This is a genomic window from Brumimicrobium salinarum (assembly GCF_002844555.1).
GTDB classification, from domain to species: Bacteria; Bacteroidota; Bacteroidia; order Flavobacteriales_D; family Crocinitomicaceae; genus Brumimicrobium; species Brumimicrobium salinarum.
In genome coordinates, this window is the sequence record NZ_PJNI01000014.1 from 1 (window position 1) to 16,314 (window position 16,314).

General features: G+C 34.9%; 16 protein-coding genes. 2 read left to right on the plus strand and 14 right to left on the minus strand.

Annotated features, from left to right (window positions below; translation table 11 throughout):
- Positions 1-33: 33 nt before the first annotated feature.
- The 11 genes from CW751_RS11710 to CW751_RS11755 all read right to left on the minus strand — a co-directional run bounded on the left by CW751_RS11710 (position 34) and on the right by CW751_RS11755 (position 9,571).
- Positions 34-174 (minus strand): cysteine peptidase family C39 domain-containing protein, encoded by a 141-nt coding sequence (locus tag CW751_RS11710; RefSeq protein ID WP_101335221.1) that lies wholly within the window; start codon positions 172-174, stop codon positions 34-36.
- A 71-nt stretch (positions 175-245) separates the two neighbouring features.
- On the minus strand, positions 246-1,388 hold the full coding sequence (locus CW751_RS11715) for an alpha/beta hydrolase-fold protein (protein ID WP_101335222.1): 1,143 nt from the start codon (positions 1,386-1,388) through the stop codon (positions 246-248).
- Positions 1,360-2,391 carry a grasp-with-spasm system SPASM domain peptide maturase gene (gwsS, locus tag CW751_RS11720; RefSeq protein ID WP_101335223.1) on the minus strand — a complete coding sequence of 344 codons (1,032 nt, stop codon included), beginning with the start codon at positions 2,389-2,391 and terminating at the stop codon, positions 1,360-1,362. The genes CW751_RS11715 and gwsS overlap by 29 nt, the downstream gene beginning before the upstream one ends.
- Positions 2,391-2,627: a hypothetical protein gene (locus CW751_RS11725; RefSeq protein ID WP_101335224.1), complete on the minus strand. Its 237-nt coding sequence runs from the start codon at positions 2,625-2,627 to the stop codon at positions 2,391-2,393. The genes gwsS and CW751_RS11725 overlap by 1 nt, the downstream gene beginning before the upstream one ends.
- Positions 2,614-2,910, minus strand: a complete 297-nt coding sequence (locus CW751_RS11730; RefSeq protein WP_101335225.1) for an ATP-grasp domain-containing protein — start codon at positions 2,908-2,910, stop codon at positions 2,614-2,616. The genes CW751_RS11725 and CW751_RS11730 overlap by 14 nt, the downstream gene beginning before the upstream one ends.
- Before the next feature lie 17 nt (positions 2,911-2,927).
- A complete protein-coding gene (locus CW751_RS11735) occupies positions 2,928-3,623 on the minus strand; it encodes an ATP-grasp domain-containing protein (protein ID WP_101335226.1) in 696 nt (231 codons plus the stop codon).
- A gap of 192 nt (positions 3,624-3,815) precedes the next feature.
- On the minus strand, positions 3,816-4,007 hold the full coding sequence (locus CW751_RS11740; protein ID WP_101335227.1) for a hypothetical protein: 192 nt from the start codon (positions 4,005-4,007) through the stop codon (positions 3,816-3,818).
- A 95-nt stretch (positions 4,008-4,102) separates the two neighbouring features.
- Positions 4,103-4,231: a hypothetical protein gene (locus tag CW751_RS15865; RefSeq protein ID WP_262484530.1), complete on the minus strand. Its 129-nt coding sequence runs from the start codon at positions 4,229-4,231 to the stop codon at positions 4,103-4,105.
- An 856-nt stretch (positions 4,232-5,087) separates the two neighbouring features.
- A complete protein-coding gene (gene odhB / locus CW751_RS11745) occupies positions 5,088-6,368 on the minus strand; it encodes a 2-oxoglutarate dehydrogenase complex dihydrolipoyllysine-residue succinyltransferase (RefSeq protein WP_101335228.1) in 1,281 nt (426 codons plus the stop codon).
- A gap of 18 nt (positions 6,369-6,386) precedes the next feature.
- Entirely contained in the window at positions 6,387-9,110 is a 2,724-nt protein-coding gene (locus CW751_RS11750; protein WP_101335276.1) for a 2-oxoglutarate dehydrogenase E1 component, read from the minus strand.
- 98 nt (positions 9,111-9,208) lie between these two features.
- On the minus strand, positions 9,209-9,571 hold the full coding sequence (locus CW751_RS11755) for a hypothetical protein (RefSeq protein ID WP_101335229.1): 363 nt from the start codon (positions 9,569-9,571) through the stop codon (positions 9,209-9,211).
- Positions 9,572-9,674: 103 nt separating this feature from the next.
- Here CW751_RS11755 and CW751_RS11760 point away from each other — a divergent pair, with 103 nt between their 5' ends.
- Positions 9,675-10,949: an aspartate kinase gene (locus tag CW751_RS11760; RefSeq protein ID WP_101335230.1), complete on the plus strand. Its 1,275-nt coding sequence runs from the start codon at positions 9,675-9,677 to the stop codon at positions 10,947-10,949.
- 467 nt (positions 10,950-11,416) lie between these two features.
- A complete protein-coding gene (gene tnpA / locus CW751_RS11765) occupies positions 11,417-11,878 on the plus strand; it encodes an IS200/IS605 family transposase (RefSeq protein WP_101335231.1) in 462 nt (153 codons plus the stop codon).
- 418 nt (positions 11,879-12,296) lie between these two features.
- Here tnpA and CW751_RS11770 read toward each other — a convergent pair whose 3' ends face one another.
- From CW751_RS11770 to CW751_RS11780, 3 genes are all read right to left on the minus strand, one after another.
- Positions 12,297-13,244: an NAD(P)-dependent oxidoreductase gene (locus CW751_RS11770; protein WP_101335232.1), complete on the minus strand. Its 948-nt coding sequence runs from the start codon at positions 13,242-13,244 to the stop codon at positions 12,297-12,299.
- A gap of 116 nt (positions 13,245-13,360) precedes the next feature.
- A complete protein-coding gene (locus tag CW751_RS15455; RefSeq protein WP_101335233.1) occupies positions 13,361-15,664 on the minus strand; it encodes a tail fiber domain-containing protein in 2,304 nt (767 codons plus the stop codon).
- A complete protein-coding gene (locus tag CW751_RS11780; RefSeq protein ID WP_101335234.1) occupies positions 15,664-16,311 on the minus strand; it encodes an outer membrane beta-barrel protein in 648 nt (215 codons plus the stop codon). The genes CW751_RS15455 and CW751_RS11780 overlap by 1 nt, the downstream gene beginning before the upstream one ends.
- Positions 16,312-16,314 lie beyond the last annotated feature (3 nt).

Below are 16,314 nucleotides of genomic sequence, written 5' to 3' on the forward strand. Positions count from 1 at the left end.
ATGTTTAGGGTAGAACCTTCACGTGTAGTTTAGCTATGCTGCTTCTTCGTGGTCAGAAATGGCCCGCAGCTTTTGTAAGGATATGGTTCTTCCGTAATGCTTTGCGATCATGCGGAGGCAAGTTGGACCACAGTCCATTGCGTCGGGTTGTTTGTAGAACTTAAATCCTCCCATTACCCATATAAATATAAATTCAACACAGTGTAACTTTTACTTTTAGTCATCAGTATGCTTAGCATTTTCTTTTACAGTTTCCCCTTCACACGAATAATATCCTCCTTGTAAGGACTAAAATCAAAAATAGCATCTTCATCTACCATTAGTTTATATCCTCTTTCATAATTAAGAAGAGCTTTTCGATAGTTTTTCTTTTCTTCATAATACAACCCTTTGTAAAAATATAGTTGCCATATTTCCGAATCTATATTTAAGTGTTCATTACAATAGGGAATTATGTCTTCTAAATCTCCCCATCGCTCAATGAATATAGGAGCTCTTATAATATCGCTCCTGCGATAATTTAATTTAATACCATACACTTTTTCAATATTAGAATAATAGTTTTCAAGAAAACCTGATTCACCTTTTATACTTTTAAACAGTTTTTTAGCTTTTCGTATAGAATACCTATCTAGTTCCTGTAATTCATAAAAAACATGAATCAATCCGTTCTGAACGGATTGAGGAATGACAGTTGTATGTGTGGTATTCTTTATACGCTCAATTTTATATGAGATCTTAGAAAGTTTATCTCGTTTCGGAATAGACTTAAATGATTTCTCATGTCCACTCAAGTCATCTTTTGCATACGAAAAGTATAACCTTAAATCCTTATTGATTTTTTTGTATGCACTATTAATATTAACCAAAGTACTATCTGTTGCCATAGGGCTAATAGATACAAGCGCATCTACATATTCGGGATTCTTCGTTATTAAATTATTCCAAAACAGAGCTGTAAGTGAGTGACCGACTGCCACACGATAACTACTCTTAGGATAAATTGAGTCAATCATCGGAAAAAACTCTTCAACAAGAAACCTCCTGGTTAAATCGCTATTCTTACCAAAACTTCCATTCGGATTAGTTGCAAAGTCTTTCCATCTATCATCACTTTCTATTTCTATAACAATTGCGTTTATACTTCTCCCAAATTTGGCATTCACCTGATTAATACCATACGTCATTGCCCCTAAACCATCCAGAGTATAAATTATAGGTGAACTTTGATTTATTATTCCAGTTGGTTTATAAATCTTGTACCCTCGTGTTTGATTCAATATCTTTGAATCTATACTTAATTCCTGAGAATTAGCATTTGCTTGTGACATCAATAGAATGAGACTTAATAACAACAACCTAGTTCCATACATTTTTGAAAGGATCATAATTACATTTTTCTGGTTTACCTAAACGTTCATTATCTGTTGTATAAGCTCTACAATCAGAGCAAATATCTCTAAATTCGCAGACTTTGCAAACTTTTATATTTGCTTTGCCAATTTCCCCCATTGATTTAAATTCTCTACTTGATACTATAGAGTCTAAATCTTTTATGTTGCTTATATTACCATAAACTTCTTTTGTAGATGGGCAATTCTTGATAGAACCATTTATATCTACTCCTATTTTTCGATTCAAACAAGAGTTGAAATCAACTGCTGAATTATGCTTTTCAAGACTCCTATTGAATGTTGCGTAGAATGGATTAATTACACCACAGTGAGAATCATCTTTGATGATGTCCGAAATCATACATATATTACCCATGTTTGATCTTTCTACCTCGCTAGTCCTTCTAATGACTTTATTATCAGGTGAACTATATACAACTAAATTCCTGATTTTGGGAAACATCAATGGTAACATCTCTAAATATTTAAACGACATATAAGAATCATAATGAATAATATACTCAACTGTTTCTATATGGTCATTTTTCTCAGTTTTTAAAAGTATATCTGTAATGAATTCCTGTGAAAATCGTGAAAAAAAACGAAATTGAAAATGTTTACAGTTTGTATAAGATATTAAATTTATTGCATTAAGAATACTATAATCTGAGGTTTCATTATAATCAATAATACAATTGTCTATACTATAAGGTGAGTTAATTGATTTGTCAATTTTAGGGAATTTACTTGGGTTATTCGTAAAAAAAGCCAATTCATTATTTTTTAGAAAATTCATGTTCTCAGTTAATATCTCTTGACTCTCTTGATCATACTCGCTTAACACATCTTGAACCGGCCGATTTTCGCATGTCTCTAAAAAATCATATAGGTCATTGGAAATCGTGAATATGTGATTTCTTTGAACATCCGTAATTAGACTTCTATTAACACCTTTTGTTTTCAGACTAGAAGAAAATAATATGAAATAATCCTGCATCAATCTTTTAGTTTATCAAGTGAATAAATCTTCGAAATCAATTGATTTGTTCCCGACAAGTAGTGTTTACAAGTCATATACATCTTGTTTTTCCTTGGAGAATAGAATTTATCTAAAGGATAATCTGTAGAAGTATTTTCTTCCCCTAAGTGAACATAATTTACCGTTTTAAAAAATAGAGGTAACTTTTCTCCCTCCTTTTTGGGTATTCTTGTTTTTATATTAATTTTTTCCATAAGCTAAGTACTCTGCGATTTTCTGTTCCAATTTATAATTACAAGGCACCGATGTCATACCAAATTGACCAACTGGATTTGCCTCTAAAAAATAATAAACACCATCCTTACCTAGGATAATATCTATACTTGCTGTTTCTAGTGTAAGTTCATTCATAAGTTTTAAGAGTTTTTCCTCAACCTCATCAGGTAAAGTGTAAGGGATAGTTCTATTTGGCTTCTCATCATTATAAACTCTAAAATCAACCTCTGTTTGACTATCTAATTGAGAAAAAATAGCCATTGAATAAAATTTGTCAATTAAAAAAAGGTTCGAATCTCAATGTCTTTTACTATTTCTTCCTGTAACAGCGAAGGCATGAAGGTATCTGCCATTCCGTTGATATCATTCAGTGATATTCGTTCTACGAAAGATGTAAATACTCTATTGGAATCATCATAAAAAAGTGGGTTTTCATGAATTGCCTTCCCTATAACCTTTCCATCACAGGATTTATAAAAATCCAGAGCTTGTTTCCTATCTGTGCAAATTATATATCTGGGGATATTTACACCCAATTTGTAGGCAAGATCTAAAACATCTAATTTATTTAGCGTTCCTGTTTCCCTTCTACCCAAAATATTAACATTTTTCAACCTACCTAACTTTTTGTAAAAGGTATTCAACAAAGCTCTATTTTCAAGACGTAAAGAATCTTTCAATTGATCTGGAGCATCCCCCCCTAAACCTTCAAAAGATAGACCATTTACATCAATGGTTAGAGGAAAACCACCTCTTCTATACCATACAGCTGTCAAGTCCGATAAATAAATCTTCGTTTTATCATGTTGAAAACTATACTGAGGTTCTTGAAAAACCTCTGAATAGTCAATACAAACCTTAAAACTCACATCATCATCCATGTTCACTCTGTAATAATCCACAGAATAATGGATTAACCAATCTATTACGTCATTAGTCGAGGGATCGAAATTTTCACTTATTATTAGAACCATAAAATACTTAACTCATTAATACATTTTCAGACGAGATAAAATAGAATTCATAACATCTATTCTCTTTAGATCTTTATATTCGTACTTTTCAATAATTGTTACTTTAAAACTAACAACCTCTTTTAAAGCTTTTAGCAATACAGGTTGAGTCAAACTGTCTAATAGAGTTCAACACACTACTTTTTAAGTAGACTATATTGTCTCATCATCGGGTAAGGCTGAATCTGATACAGAATCTTTATCATACCAGCAACTTTTCGTAACTGTCTTGTATGTAGCTGTTGGACGCGATATTGATGTATGACTTCCTCCAATTAATTGATTCATTTTATCAAATTGCTTATCATTGAATCTTTTAACTCCCATCTTTTTAACACTTTTCATAATTTTTATATTTTATTATTAAAATTTTTAGTCTAGAAAAAAAGTAGAATTAAACTCCATATAGGAGTTCAATTCTACACACTTAACTAAATAGCTTAACGAACTTCTTCACAAAGACACTCGTTTTGCGAATCTTTATCAAACCATCCTTCTTTCGTCGAATATTTCGAGGTAGACGTTCTGAACAATCCTGGTCCAGCAGCTCCTCCAACTAATTCATTCATTTTGTCAAATTCTTTTTCGTTGAATCTTTCGATTCCTTCTTTTTAACACTTTTCATAATAATAAATTTTAAACCTACATTAAAACTTAGTTATCTTTGTAACTGCATGTAGGTAACTACAATTACTTAGATTGCGTAAAATGTATCCCTTCTGACAAATTGATTATTTACGTCTATATAAAGAGCGTGTGTCAGCACGCTTTTTTATATTTCACAATCCTCCTCAAAAAAAACACAACTCCACCTTATGCGCAGTCAGTTGATTTATAAACTCCTTGATTTGTTTTGCTGAATCAAATTTGTGACATTTCAAAATATGCACCTAATAAAAACGCCGTATTTTAGGCGTATTTTTCATTTTTGCGTCTACGTCTTTATCTACGTCCATCTACGTCTTTTTATGTAAATAGCCTATTTTACTGGTGTTTTAGACGTACGTCTTTTTTTTAGACTTTTGTTTGAGTAGTGTTGAAAAAAGTGTTTTTTTGCAATAAAAAAATGCTCATCTACGTCTTTTTTGTCATAGAAAGACAAGTTTAAGGTGGAGATTTGGGTGAGTTTTTAGTTCTTTTTGGTGTTTTTTTGATGTTTTGAAGAAATGGGAGGTGGGTTTTTTAGGGGATAGTATTTTTTGTATGGATATTTTGCGTCCGTAATGCTTTGCACCGTCGAAGGCAGTAACGAAGTTACTTTTTAAACTTTCAAATGACACACTTTTCTGAACACACTCAACGGATAAATTAGAAAACTACTTTTTAGATATTGGCAGGATAATTTTTTTCAATTTATTATTTAAGCCCACAAAAAAAGGAACATCTCTCGACATTCCTTTTTTTAAATATGCTTATTCGTTCTAATTATAGACCCAACAAAACTTCGTAAGGATCCTTACCTCCAAAGATCATTCTCTCCGGATTCTCCAACATTTCCTTAACTTTCACTAAGAAACTTACAGATTCCTTTCCATCGATAATACGGTGGTCATAAGAAAGTGCTAAATACATCATCGGACGAATTTCAACCTTTCCATCAATAGCTACAGGACGCTCAACGATATTGTGCATTCCAAGAATAGCAGATTGCGGTGGGTTAATAATTGGTGTTGACATCATCGAACCGAATACTCCTCCATTGGTAATCGTAAATGTTCCTCCAGTCATTTCATCTGGCGTAATTTTACCATCACGTGCTTTAATCGCTAATCGTTTAATTTCAGCTTCAATTTCAGCCAAAGTCATCTGCTCTGCGTTACGCACAACAGGAACCATTAACCCTTTTGGAGAGGAAACTGCAATTCCGATATCTGCATAATCATGCATGATCATTTCTTTTCCTTCGATTTGCGCATTCACAGAAGGGAACAAGTTCAAGGCTTCAGTTACCGCTTTGGTGAAGAAAGACATAAATCCTAAATTCACATCGTGGTGTTCCTTGAACATTTTTTTGTATTTCGTTCTCAAGTCCATGATTGGCTTCATGTCTACCTCGTTGAACGTTGTTAACATCGCTGTTTCACTTTTTACAGCAACTAAACGTTCAGCAACCTTACGGCGTAACATTGACATTTTCTTAGGATTTTTGTCGCGTGTTCCACCCCAGCCTGAAGTAGATTCAGCATCAAATCCAGCAGCCATTGCATCAACAACATCTTGTTTTGTAATGCGGCCATCTTTTCCTGTTCCTGAAACCTGTTTAGCAGAAACATTGTTTTCCTTCATTATTTTTGAAGCTGCAGGAGAAGCAGTTCCAGTAGCATAAGTTTCTTTTGATTGCCCTTTCGAACCTTCATCTTTTTGCTCTTTTTCCTCCTTTTTATCTTCCTTCTTGTCTTCTTTTACTTCCTTGGCATCGTCTTCTTTTTTATCCGCTTTTGGCTCCTCTTTTTTCTCAGGTGCTTCAGCCGATGTATCAATATGACAAACCACTTGTCCAACCTCAACAGTATCTCCCTCTTCAGCTTTTAAAGTAATTGTTCCCGCCGCTTCGGCTGGTAACTCTAAAGTTGCTTTGTCAGAATCAACTTCTGCTATAGTTTGGTCTTTTTCTACGTAATCTCCATCAGCCACAAGCCATTCAGCGATCTCAACTTCTGAAATCGATTCTCCTGGACTTGGTACTTTCATTTCTACTACTGACATCTGTTCTCTTTATTAATTTTATTTTGCAGGCACTGCTGCGTATTGAAATAAGTTATCGTATAATTTTTTGAGTCTTCTTAAGTGAATCTCTTTAGCTCCAGCTGCTGGTGCCGCAGAAGCTCTACGCGCTACACATTTTAAATCAATGTGGCGCATATTCATCGCCATAAAAGTCCATGCTCCCATGTTTTCTGGTTCTTCTTGACCCCAAATAATATTTTCAGCATTTTCATATTTTGCCAAGATAGCATCTATTTGCTTTTTCGGTAAAGGATAAAGTTGTTCTACACGAACAAAAGCCATGTCTTCAATTTCTCTTTTTTCTGCTTCTGCAATTGCGTCATAGTAAAATTTACCCGAACACAATACCACATTCTTTGCTGTTTTATGAATGTTTCTCGGGTCGTCAATTACCTCTTGGAAGCTTCCATTGGCAAGATCATCTAGTTTAGAAACGGCCTTTGGGTAGCGCAATAGCATTTTCGGTGAAAACACAATTAAAGGTTTTCTGAAATTTCGCTTTAATTGTCGTCTTAGCGCATGATAGTTATTTGCAGGTGTTGTAGGATTGATTACTTGCATATTCAAATCTCCACAACTTTGTAGGTAACGCTCTATACGACCAGATGAGTGTTCCGCTCCTTGTCCTTCATATCCATGCGGAAGTAGCATAACCAATCCAGACTGAACATTCCATTTATCCTCACCAGAAACAATAAATTGGTCAATCATAATTTGTGCTCCATTCATGAAATCTCCAAATTGAGCTTCCCAAATCGTTAATCCATTCGGTTGAGCCAAAGAATACCCATATTCGTAACCTAAAACACCATACTCAGAGAGTAATGAGTTATAGATTGTCATTTCTGCTTGGTCACTTTCTAATAAATTTAAAGTAATGATCTCCTCTTCATCATCTTCTGTTTTAACAACAGCATGACGATGCGAGAATGTTCCTCTTTCCACATCTTGACCAGAAACACGTACTGGATGACCTTCAACTAATAAAGTAGCATAGGCAAGCATTTCTGCCATTCCCCAGTCTAATTTATCGTTTTCAATCATTTTTATTCGGTCTTTAAACAGCTTGAGTACCTTTCTGAAAATTTTCTTTCCTTCAGGTAATGTCGCTAGTTTTTTACCAAGTTCAATTAATTTGTCTTTCGGGAAAGTTGTATCAACAATTTTTTCAAAATCTTCTTCAGTAGCAAAGTCATATTCTTTCCAAATTTCATCTAGGAAGTTTGTAACAACAACTTTGTCTTCTTGCTTAGCTGCTTCGTATTTAGCGTCGAGCTTTTGGTTTAAAGTTTCCTTTATTTTTTTGTCATATGCTTCATCAATAACATCTTCAGATAAAAGTTGATCCTTATAGATTTCTCTTGGATTCGGATGTTTCGCCAACTTTTTGTAAAGTTTAGGCTGAGTGAATTTCGGTTCATCCCCTTCGTTATGTCCATATTTTCTATAAGATAATAAATCTATGAAAATATCTTTTTTGAATTCTTGACGGTATTCCAAGGCAATTATAAATGCTTGAGCAACTGCTTCAACATCATCTCCATTTACATGAAAAACTGGACTTAATGTGGTCTTCGCAATATCAGTACAATATGTGCTCGAACGTCCATCTTTATAGTTGGTTGTAAATCCTACTTGGTTGTTAACAACGATATGAATTGTTCCGCCTGTTTTGTAGCCATCTAGTTCTGACATTTGTATCACTTCATACACAACTCCTTGTGCAGCAATAGCAGCGTCACCGTGAATAATAACAGGAACAACTTTTTCTTCAGACTTTAAATAGTCATCAATTTTTGCTCTGGTGATTCCTTGAACAACAGGTCCAACAGCTTCTAAATGTGAAGGGTTGGGTGCGAGTGTAAGTTGTAGGTTTTTATCTCCTACTTCCACATCATGCGTCAATCCTAGGTGATATTTTACATCTCCATCAAATGTGTCATCATCATCAAATTCTTTTCCTTCTACCTCTCCAAAAAGTTCAGTTAAGTCTTTGTCAAAGATATTAACTAATGTGTTTAAACGGCCACGATGTGCCATTCCAACTACAAATTCTTTCACATTCAAGTCAGCACCTCTACGAACCATTTGATCTAGTCCAGAGATTAATGATTCACTTCCTTCAACAGAAAAACGTTTTTGGCCAACGTATTTTTTCTGTAAAAACTGTTCGAAAAGAGTTGCTTGACTAAGTTTGCTGAAAATATTTTTTTTGTCATCAGCAGAAAATTTAGGTCTGTTGTCTAATTCCAATTTATCCATAAACCATTGCTTACGCTTTGGATTTCTGATGTAATGGAATTCTAAACCTAAACTTTCACAGTATGCACTTTTTAGGTGAGCAATAATATCTTTCAATTTTGCCGGGCCAAGACCAATACTTGTACCCGATTGAAAGACAGTTTCTAAGTCACTTTCTTTTAAGTCGAAGTTTTCAATGGAAAGATCGGGAGCGTATTGTCTCCTTTCTCTCACAGGGTTGGTATGTGTAAAGAGATGTCCTCTTCTACGGTACCCTTCAATGAGGTTAATTACTTTAAATTCTTTTTGAAAATTCTCGGGAACTTCGCCGCCATCTTCATAGTTGGTTTGGGCAAATTCAAATCCTTCAAAAAACTTTCTCCACCCTTCATCTACGTTGTTCGGGTCTTTTTTGTACGAGTTGTACAGTTCGTCAATAGCGTTGACGTCAGCGTTACCTATGTATGTTACTTTGTCCATGTCATTTTTTAACATTATCTGGAATAACAAATTTACAATTATATTATGGTTATAACAGTAAATTTATCGAAATGTTTATTTCCTTTAAATATGTAAAACTAGAGTAATCCCATTTTATATTGTCTTCTTATGTCAACTTTTTGCGCAATTCGAATAAGAAACATTTTAGCAAGTTCTTCTACAGGATTTTTATTTTCTTCAAAAACAATCTGCACTTGTCCTTCTGGTAGGTCGCTTAGGTATAAAAGCTGGTCTATTCTATGTGAAGATGATCGCATTATCAGTTCTAATTCTTTAGCTAGTTTTGTTTGGAAAGATTCAAAAGTTGATAATTCTTCATCTGAAAATTCAATTAGGATTCCAATTTTAGAAAATTCTTTATTCAGTTGTAGAAATACCTCTCGTGCAAATTCATTCTCATGAAAAGCTGACTTAATTACTGAATTTTTTACCTTCTCCATATATTTTATTTTACAAGCTAATTTTTTGACTTCCTAAATTTCTTTTCAGAAGGTTTAAAACTCTAATATAATAAGATTATTTTCGCAATGTTAATTATTTGATATGAAAGTATTCAAATTTGGAGGAGCGTCTGTTAAAACGGCCAAAGCAGTGCGGAATGTTAAGTCTATTCTGGACGAATATTGTGATGAAGATTTATTTGTTGTTGTTTCGGCTATGGGGAAGACAACCAATGCGATGGAGAACATTGTTAGTGCCCTTTATGATAGGGATTACAAGCAGTTTTGTCTACTAGTAGAAGATCGGAAAGCCTTTCATTTAGATATAATGCATGAATTATTCGAAGACTTTTCACATCCAATTTTTGATGAAGTTGCTTCTATTTTTCAAACATTAATTGATCAAAAAGAAGAACGATTAGTAGAGAATTATGATTTTCAATATGATCAAATCGTTTCTTTAGGAGAATTATTATCCACTAAAATAATTGCAGCCTACTTATCCTTGCATAGAAATGACATTTGTTGGAAAGATGCGCGTTCTTTTATTCGAACAGATAATCATTACCGAAATGCCGAAATTGATTGGGCTAAAACACATACCTTAATCGATTCCGAGTTAAATTCAAACCGAAGTAAAGTTTTAATTACTCAAGGTTTTATTGGACATACCGAAGAAGGTTTTACTACAACTTTAGGACGTGAGGGATCTGATTTTACCGCTGGAATTATAGCCTATTGTACCAATGCAGAAAGCGTAACGATTTGGAAAGATGTCCCTGGAATGTTAAACGCCGACCCTAAATGGTTTGAAAACACTGTAAAACTAGATAAGATTTCTTTTCGAGAAGCCATAGAATTGGCATATTACGGTGCTTCTGTTATTCATCCGAAAACAATTAAACCGCTTCAAAATAAAAATATTCCTTTATTTATTAAGTCCTTTTTGTCGCCTCAATCCGAAGGAACAATTATTCAACATTCTACAGAGAATGATGAATTAGTTCCATCATTTATTTTTAAAATAAACCAAGTTTTACTTTCAATAACTCCTAAAGATTTTTCATTTGTTGTGGAAGAAAACTTAAGTCAAATTTTTAAAAAACTATCACTTGCTGGTGGTCATATAAACGTAATGCAAAATTCTGCGGTGAGCTTCTCTGTTTGTTTAGATATCGACAACTTTGGATTAAACAAATTAATAGACTTGCTGAGTGACGAATATGACGTGAAATATAATGACAATTTGGAATTGGTAACCATACGGCATTATGATCAAAAAACTATAGAAAGAGTAACCAGAAATAGAGAGATTTTAATGGAGCAGAAGACGCGTCAAACAGTAAGGATTGTGATGCGTAATTTGGAAAAAGACTAGTTTGTAAATGCTTTTAACAGGTTGTAATTTTTTGCTAGTTTAAGTCAATATTTTCACTTGATCCTTTCACCTCTTCGAGGTTTTGCGCTTATTTTAAGACTAGCTATATTGTCGTATCAGCCTTTCAGGCTTAAGAGATGCGTAAATTCCGATATGTTAATAATCTCGAAATGTTAAAAATATTGTAAACTACAAAACCACTTTGCTACACGAATCCCGAAGGGATGACAATATTTTAAAATATAAAAATACACCCTTGACAGGAATCCCGAAGGGTTGAAATGATTTTAAAATAATATCACTCTGCACTTCAATCCCGAAGGGATGAAATGATTATTTATTTTTCTTGAGAACCAGTTTTAAAACTTCAATATTTTTCATACCTTAGATTAATCGATAAATGCTAACCAATGTTTTCTGACAGGAAAATATCATCCTGAAGAAACAACATTAAAAACCTAAATGATATGGCAGGAACCTATTCACAAATATACATTCAATATGTAATCGTTGTTAAGAAAAGAGCCCATCTCTTACAAAAGGAGTGGCGTTCAGAAGTATTTAAATATATTTCCGGAATTATTAAATCAAAAGGACAAAAACCAATTATTGTTAATGGAGTGGGTAATCACGTTCATATATTTGTAGGATTAAAACCATCTATGAGAATTTCAGATTTAGCCAGAGATATAAAAAACAATACCTCAAAATTTATTAATGAACAAGGATGGCTAAAAAGTAAGTTTTCTTGGCAAGAGGGGTATGGCTCATTTTCCTATGCACATTCACAAATTGATAATGTGTACCAGTATATTTTAAACCAAGAAGAACATCACCGTAAAAAAACTTTTAAAGAAGAGTATTTAGAGTTTCTAGAAAAATTTGAAATAGATTATGATGAAAGGTACTTGTTTGATTGGCTTGAATGATCATTTCACCTCTTGGAGGTTTTGGTGTTGGTTGAGGAGCTGTCTATATACAATTATATCAGCCTTTCAGGCTTTGCAGAAATGTAAGTTCCGAGATTAATAATCCCGAAGAGATGTTATGATTATATAATTAATGTAAAGCACATTAATCTTGAAGGGATGATATTTATCATTTGATTATTTCACCTCTTCGAGGTTTTGCGCTTACTTTAATACTAACTATATAATCATTTCAGCTTTTCAGCCTTTCAGGCTTAAGAGATGCGTAAATTCCGATATATTAATAATCTCGAAATGTTAAAAACAATGTAAACTACAAAACCACTTTGCTACACGAATCCCGAAGGGATGACATTATTATAATAAGTACAATATCACTCTACACCCCAATCCCGAAGGGATGAAATGATTGTTGTTTTCATGAATCTCGCATCAGAAATTCCAGTACCTTGTCTGCCAAAACATCACTTAACTTAAAATAACTTTCAACAGTCCAACCGCCAACATGAGGTGAAAAAATAACTTTTTCAGATTTTAAGAGGGCATTAAAATCAATATTTTCTTCACTAGATATTGTTTTTTCAAAAGAAGCGCTTTCAAATTCAAGCACATCAAGACATGCGCCAAGGATTCTACCTGATTTTAAACCGTTTAAAAGCGCTTGAGTGCGTATAATTTTTCCCCTGGCAAGATTGATGACATAAATTGATTTCTTAAAGGAATCAAAAAAGCCTTGATCTGCCAAAAACATGGTTTTTTCATTTTGAGGAATGTGAAAAGAAATCACATCTGCTTTTTTAAAAATATCTTCCATCGAAGCTGCTTTCGCATATTGATTGCCGTAATCTTTTTTGTATTTATCGTAAGCCAAGACATCAACATCAAAGCCACTTAGTTTTTTAGCAAAAGCATTTCCATTGTTTCCATAGCCGATAATTCCAACAGTTTTTCCATCGAGTTCAACTCCACGATTTCCTTCTCTATCCCAAATCCCCTGACGAACTTCTAAGTCTCCTTTTTTGAGGTTGTTGAATAAGGCAAGCAACATTCCAAGCGCGTGTTCCCCAACAGCATTCCTGTTACCTTCCGGAGCGTTAAAACATTTAATGTTGTGTTTTTTAGTGTACTTTAAATCGATATTTTCCATACCAGCTCCACTACGCAAAATAAATCTTAGGTTTTTACCATGCTTCAAGAAATCTTCATCCATAGGGAACCTAGAACGAATAACTAGTCCATCTATTTCGGGTAGCGCTTTTAAACATTCTTCCCTCGTCCATGAAGTTCCATCAATGCATTTCATTCCTTTTGCAGTTAAACGTTCTTGCAGAATTGGATGGACGGTGTCGATAAAAAGTATTTGCATTGTGAATGTTTGTTTTGAATAATGACAAAATTAGTAGAAAAATAAAACTTGAGTATATAAAAAAAGGATGGCTATGAAGAGCCACCCTTTTGTATAATTTGAAATAAGAATTACAATTATTTATTTTTTAATGCTTCAATTTCTTGTTTTAGTATTTCAATTTCTGATTTGTTAGTATCTACTTCTTCTTTTAATTCTTTCATTGCTTCGATAAGAACAGGAATCAATTGAACGTAATTTACGCCTTTGTATAGCGTGTCATCTCCAGCTGCTTTAAAGAAAGCTTTTTCACTGATCATTCCTGGGAAAATTAATTCAAGCTCTTGAGCGATAACCCCATATTCCTGACGTTCCTTTATGACTACTTTGCCGTCTTTCAAATTAGGAACTGACTTTGTTTTAATCGTGTAATGTTTTGGTTTTAGCTCCATGATTTTATCCAACGCATTTTCGATCGGAATAATATTAGACTTTAAGCGTCTGTCAGAAGTATTTACAAAAGCATCTGCTGTTATATCGCCATCTACAGAAACGTTACCACTAAAATATCCTGCATATCCAGTTGCTAAATCATTCGTTTCACCATAGACTCCTATAAACCCAAGTCCAACAGTACCAATTCCTAAGCCTGTAGTTCCTGAATTAGAGCCAAACACCCCATATCCTTCTCCAATTACAGTCTCACCATACACACCTGTAACTCCATTCCCGTATGTACCAACAGCATCTCCTGTTGTCGCAGTATTAATACCGTAAACACCAAAACCAAGAGGATAATTACTTGTTCCAACCACACCGTTAAAACCTATTCCTTCGACACCGTATCCACCAGTTGTTCTTAGGTTGTTTCCGTAAACAGCTGCTGTTCCAGTTGCTGAAGCTAGAATCTGACCTGTTATTCCATAACCAGCTCCTGAGTTTTGGCCAATTAATGCAGAATTCTGAGGGTCAGAACTGTTTGACTCAACTTGTAAAGCTGGAAAAGTATTCCCTACATTTGTGCTAATTGCTCTAATTGCTACACCAGTTCCACTATTGGTAGCGTCAATACCAAAAGAACCTGTTTGAGTGGTATTAACAATCATAGCTTTATTCCCATTTGTCGTTGAAGTATGATTAATTTCCACAGCTCCGTTATTCGCAGTAATTGTACGTCCTGCACCTGCGCCGCCTTCGTTGTAGGCTTCATCTAAAGTATTATGAGGTCCTGTACTTCCTCCTGTTCCATCTCTGGCAACGGTTTGCCATGCTGCTCCATCCCAAATGTAAGACTCACCATCAGTTGTATTGTAGTATGCTTGATTTAAAGTTGGTGAACCTGGAGCGGAAGAAAAGTCACCTAACCATTCCATATTGATACCATCAGCTCCGTTAGTTCCTGCTGGCCCTTGTGGTCCTGGATTTCCTTGTGGTCCTTGAGGTCCTGTCGCACTTACTGGTCCTGTTGCTCCATCATTTCCGTCGCGTGCAATAATTTCCCAGCTGGAACCATTCCAATCGTAAGAAATACCGTCTGTTGAGTTGTAAGATCCGTCATTGTTGTTTGGCGAAGTGGGAGCTGTTGTAACATCACCTAACCAGTTGATACTCACTCCTGGGGTTCCTTGTGGTCCTTGTGGTCCTTGCGGTCCAGTTGCACCCGCTGGTCCAGTCGCTCCTGTTGCTCCATCGTTTCCGTCTTGCGCAACGATTTCCCAGCTGGAACCATTCCATACGTAAGAAATACCGTCTGTTGAGTGGTAATATCCGTCATTGTTGTGTGGTGCAGTGGGGGCGGTCGTAAAATCACCTAACCAGTTGATACGCACTCCTGGAGTTCCTTGTGGACCTTGCGGTCCTTGTGGACCAGTTGCACCATCGTTTCCTGCAGGTCCTTGCGGTCCCTGTGGTCCTTGGGCTCCGCTTAAAGGAACGGTATATGTGTCACCGTTTTCTAATGTAATTGAGAGATCTCCACCTGCGTTTACAATTTGTTCCACTCCATTACCAGATTTTTCCGAGTATAAAGCGTATGGCACACTCCATATTTGTTGCGTACCCATTGTGTTGTAACTTCCACTAACATCCAAATCTACTTTTAAGAAATGTAAACCGGTTCCCCAGTCTATAGATGGGAAATCGTCATTACTCAATTGGAAACCCTTTCCAATAATAAGGTCAAATAAGCCGTTTTCGTCTGTTTCAGTTGTGTGTTCCTCACTGTATATTTCTGTTCCGTTTGCTTGATCTTTAATAATCGTAAATCGCACTTTTATAGTTTGATTTGCAATAGGAAGCGAAGAAACGTCAGTGCCAGGTATTTCTGAACTTTTCGTATCGTATGCAACAGCTTGATAGTTTACTCCCTGAGGTGGTGCCTGAGCTAATGTCATTGTGGCAAAACAAAGTGCTGCTATTCCTGTTAAAATTATCTTTTTCATTATATACGTGCTTTATTTAATGTTTGTAATGAGAAACCAAGATTTAACATGGCTCCATGGTATAAATTTCTCGTTATTTGGTCATTAATGTCGTTTTCGATATGGTTAAGTCCAATGCCAAAGCGATATTCAAGTCCAATTGAAAAAGTGGGTGTGATTTGGGCTGATGCGTTAACCATTCCAATAGCACCAACTTCAAATCGTGTCATTGATTCTTCTTCTACTATGTCTAAACGTGTTTGTCCAATTTCTTGTTCACCGTTTAACATGTAGCCTGCGCTAATTGCTACTCCTGGTTGAATTGAAAATACTCTTCCATCTAAAATGGAATATAAGTACCCCACATTCAAATTTAAATAATTCATTTTCCAGTTGATTTGAACTTCGTTGAAGGTCGTCCTCGCTCCTGCTTGTCTAAACATTAATTCAGGTCGAATCATGTGACGTTCATTCTTAAAAACTGCATTAGCTCCGAAAGCATTATACATTTGGTATTTTAAGGTTTTGTCTTTTTCATCATTTGAGTTTTTAAAAGCAAATGTTGAAAACTGTTTTCCGCCTACCAAGTTGATTGTTTTTAAACCAAAACTTTGGGCCATAGTCATGCTGCTAAAAGCAAGCGCGACAATTACAAATAATTTTTTCATAAT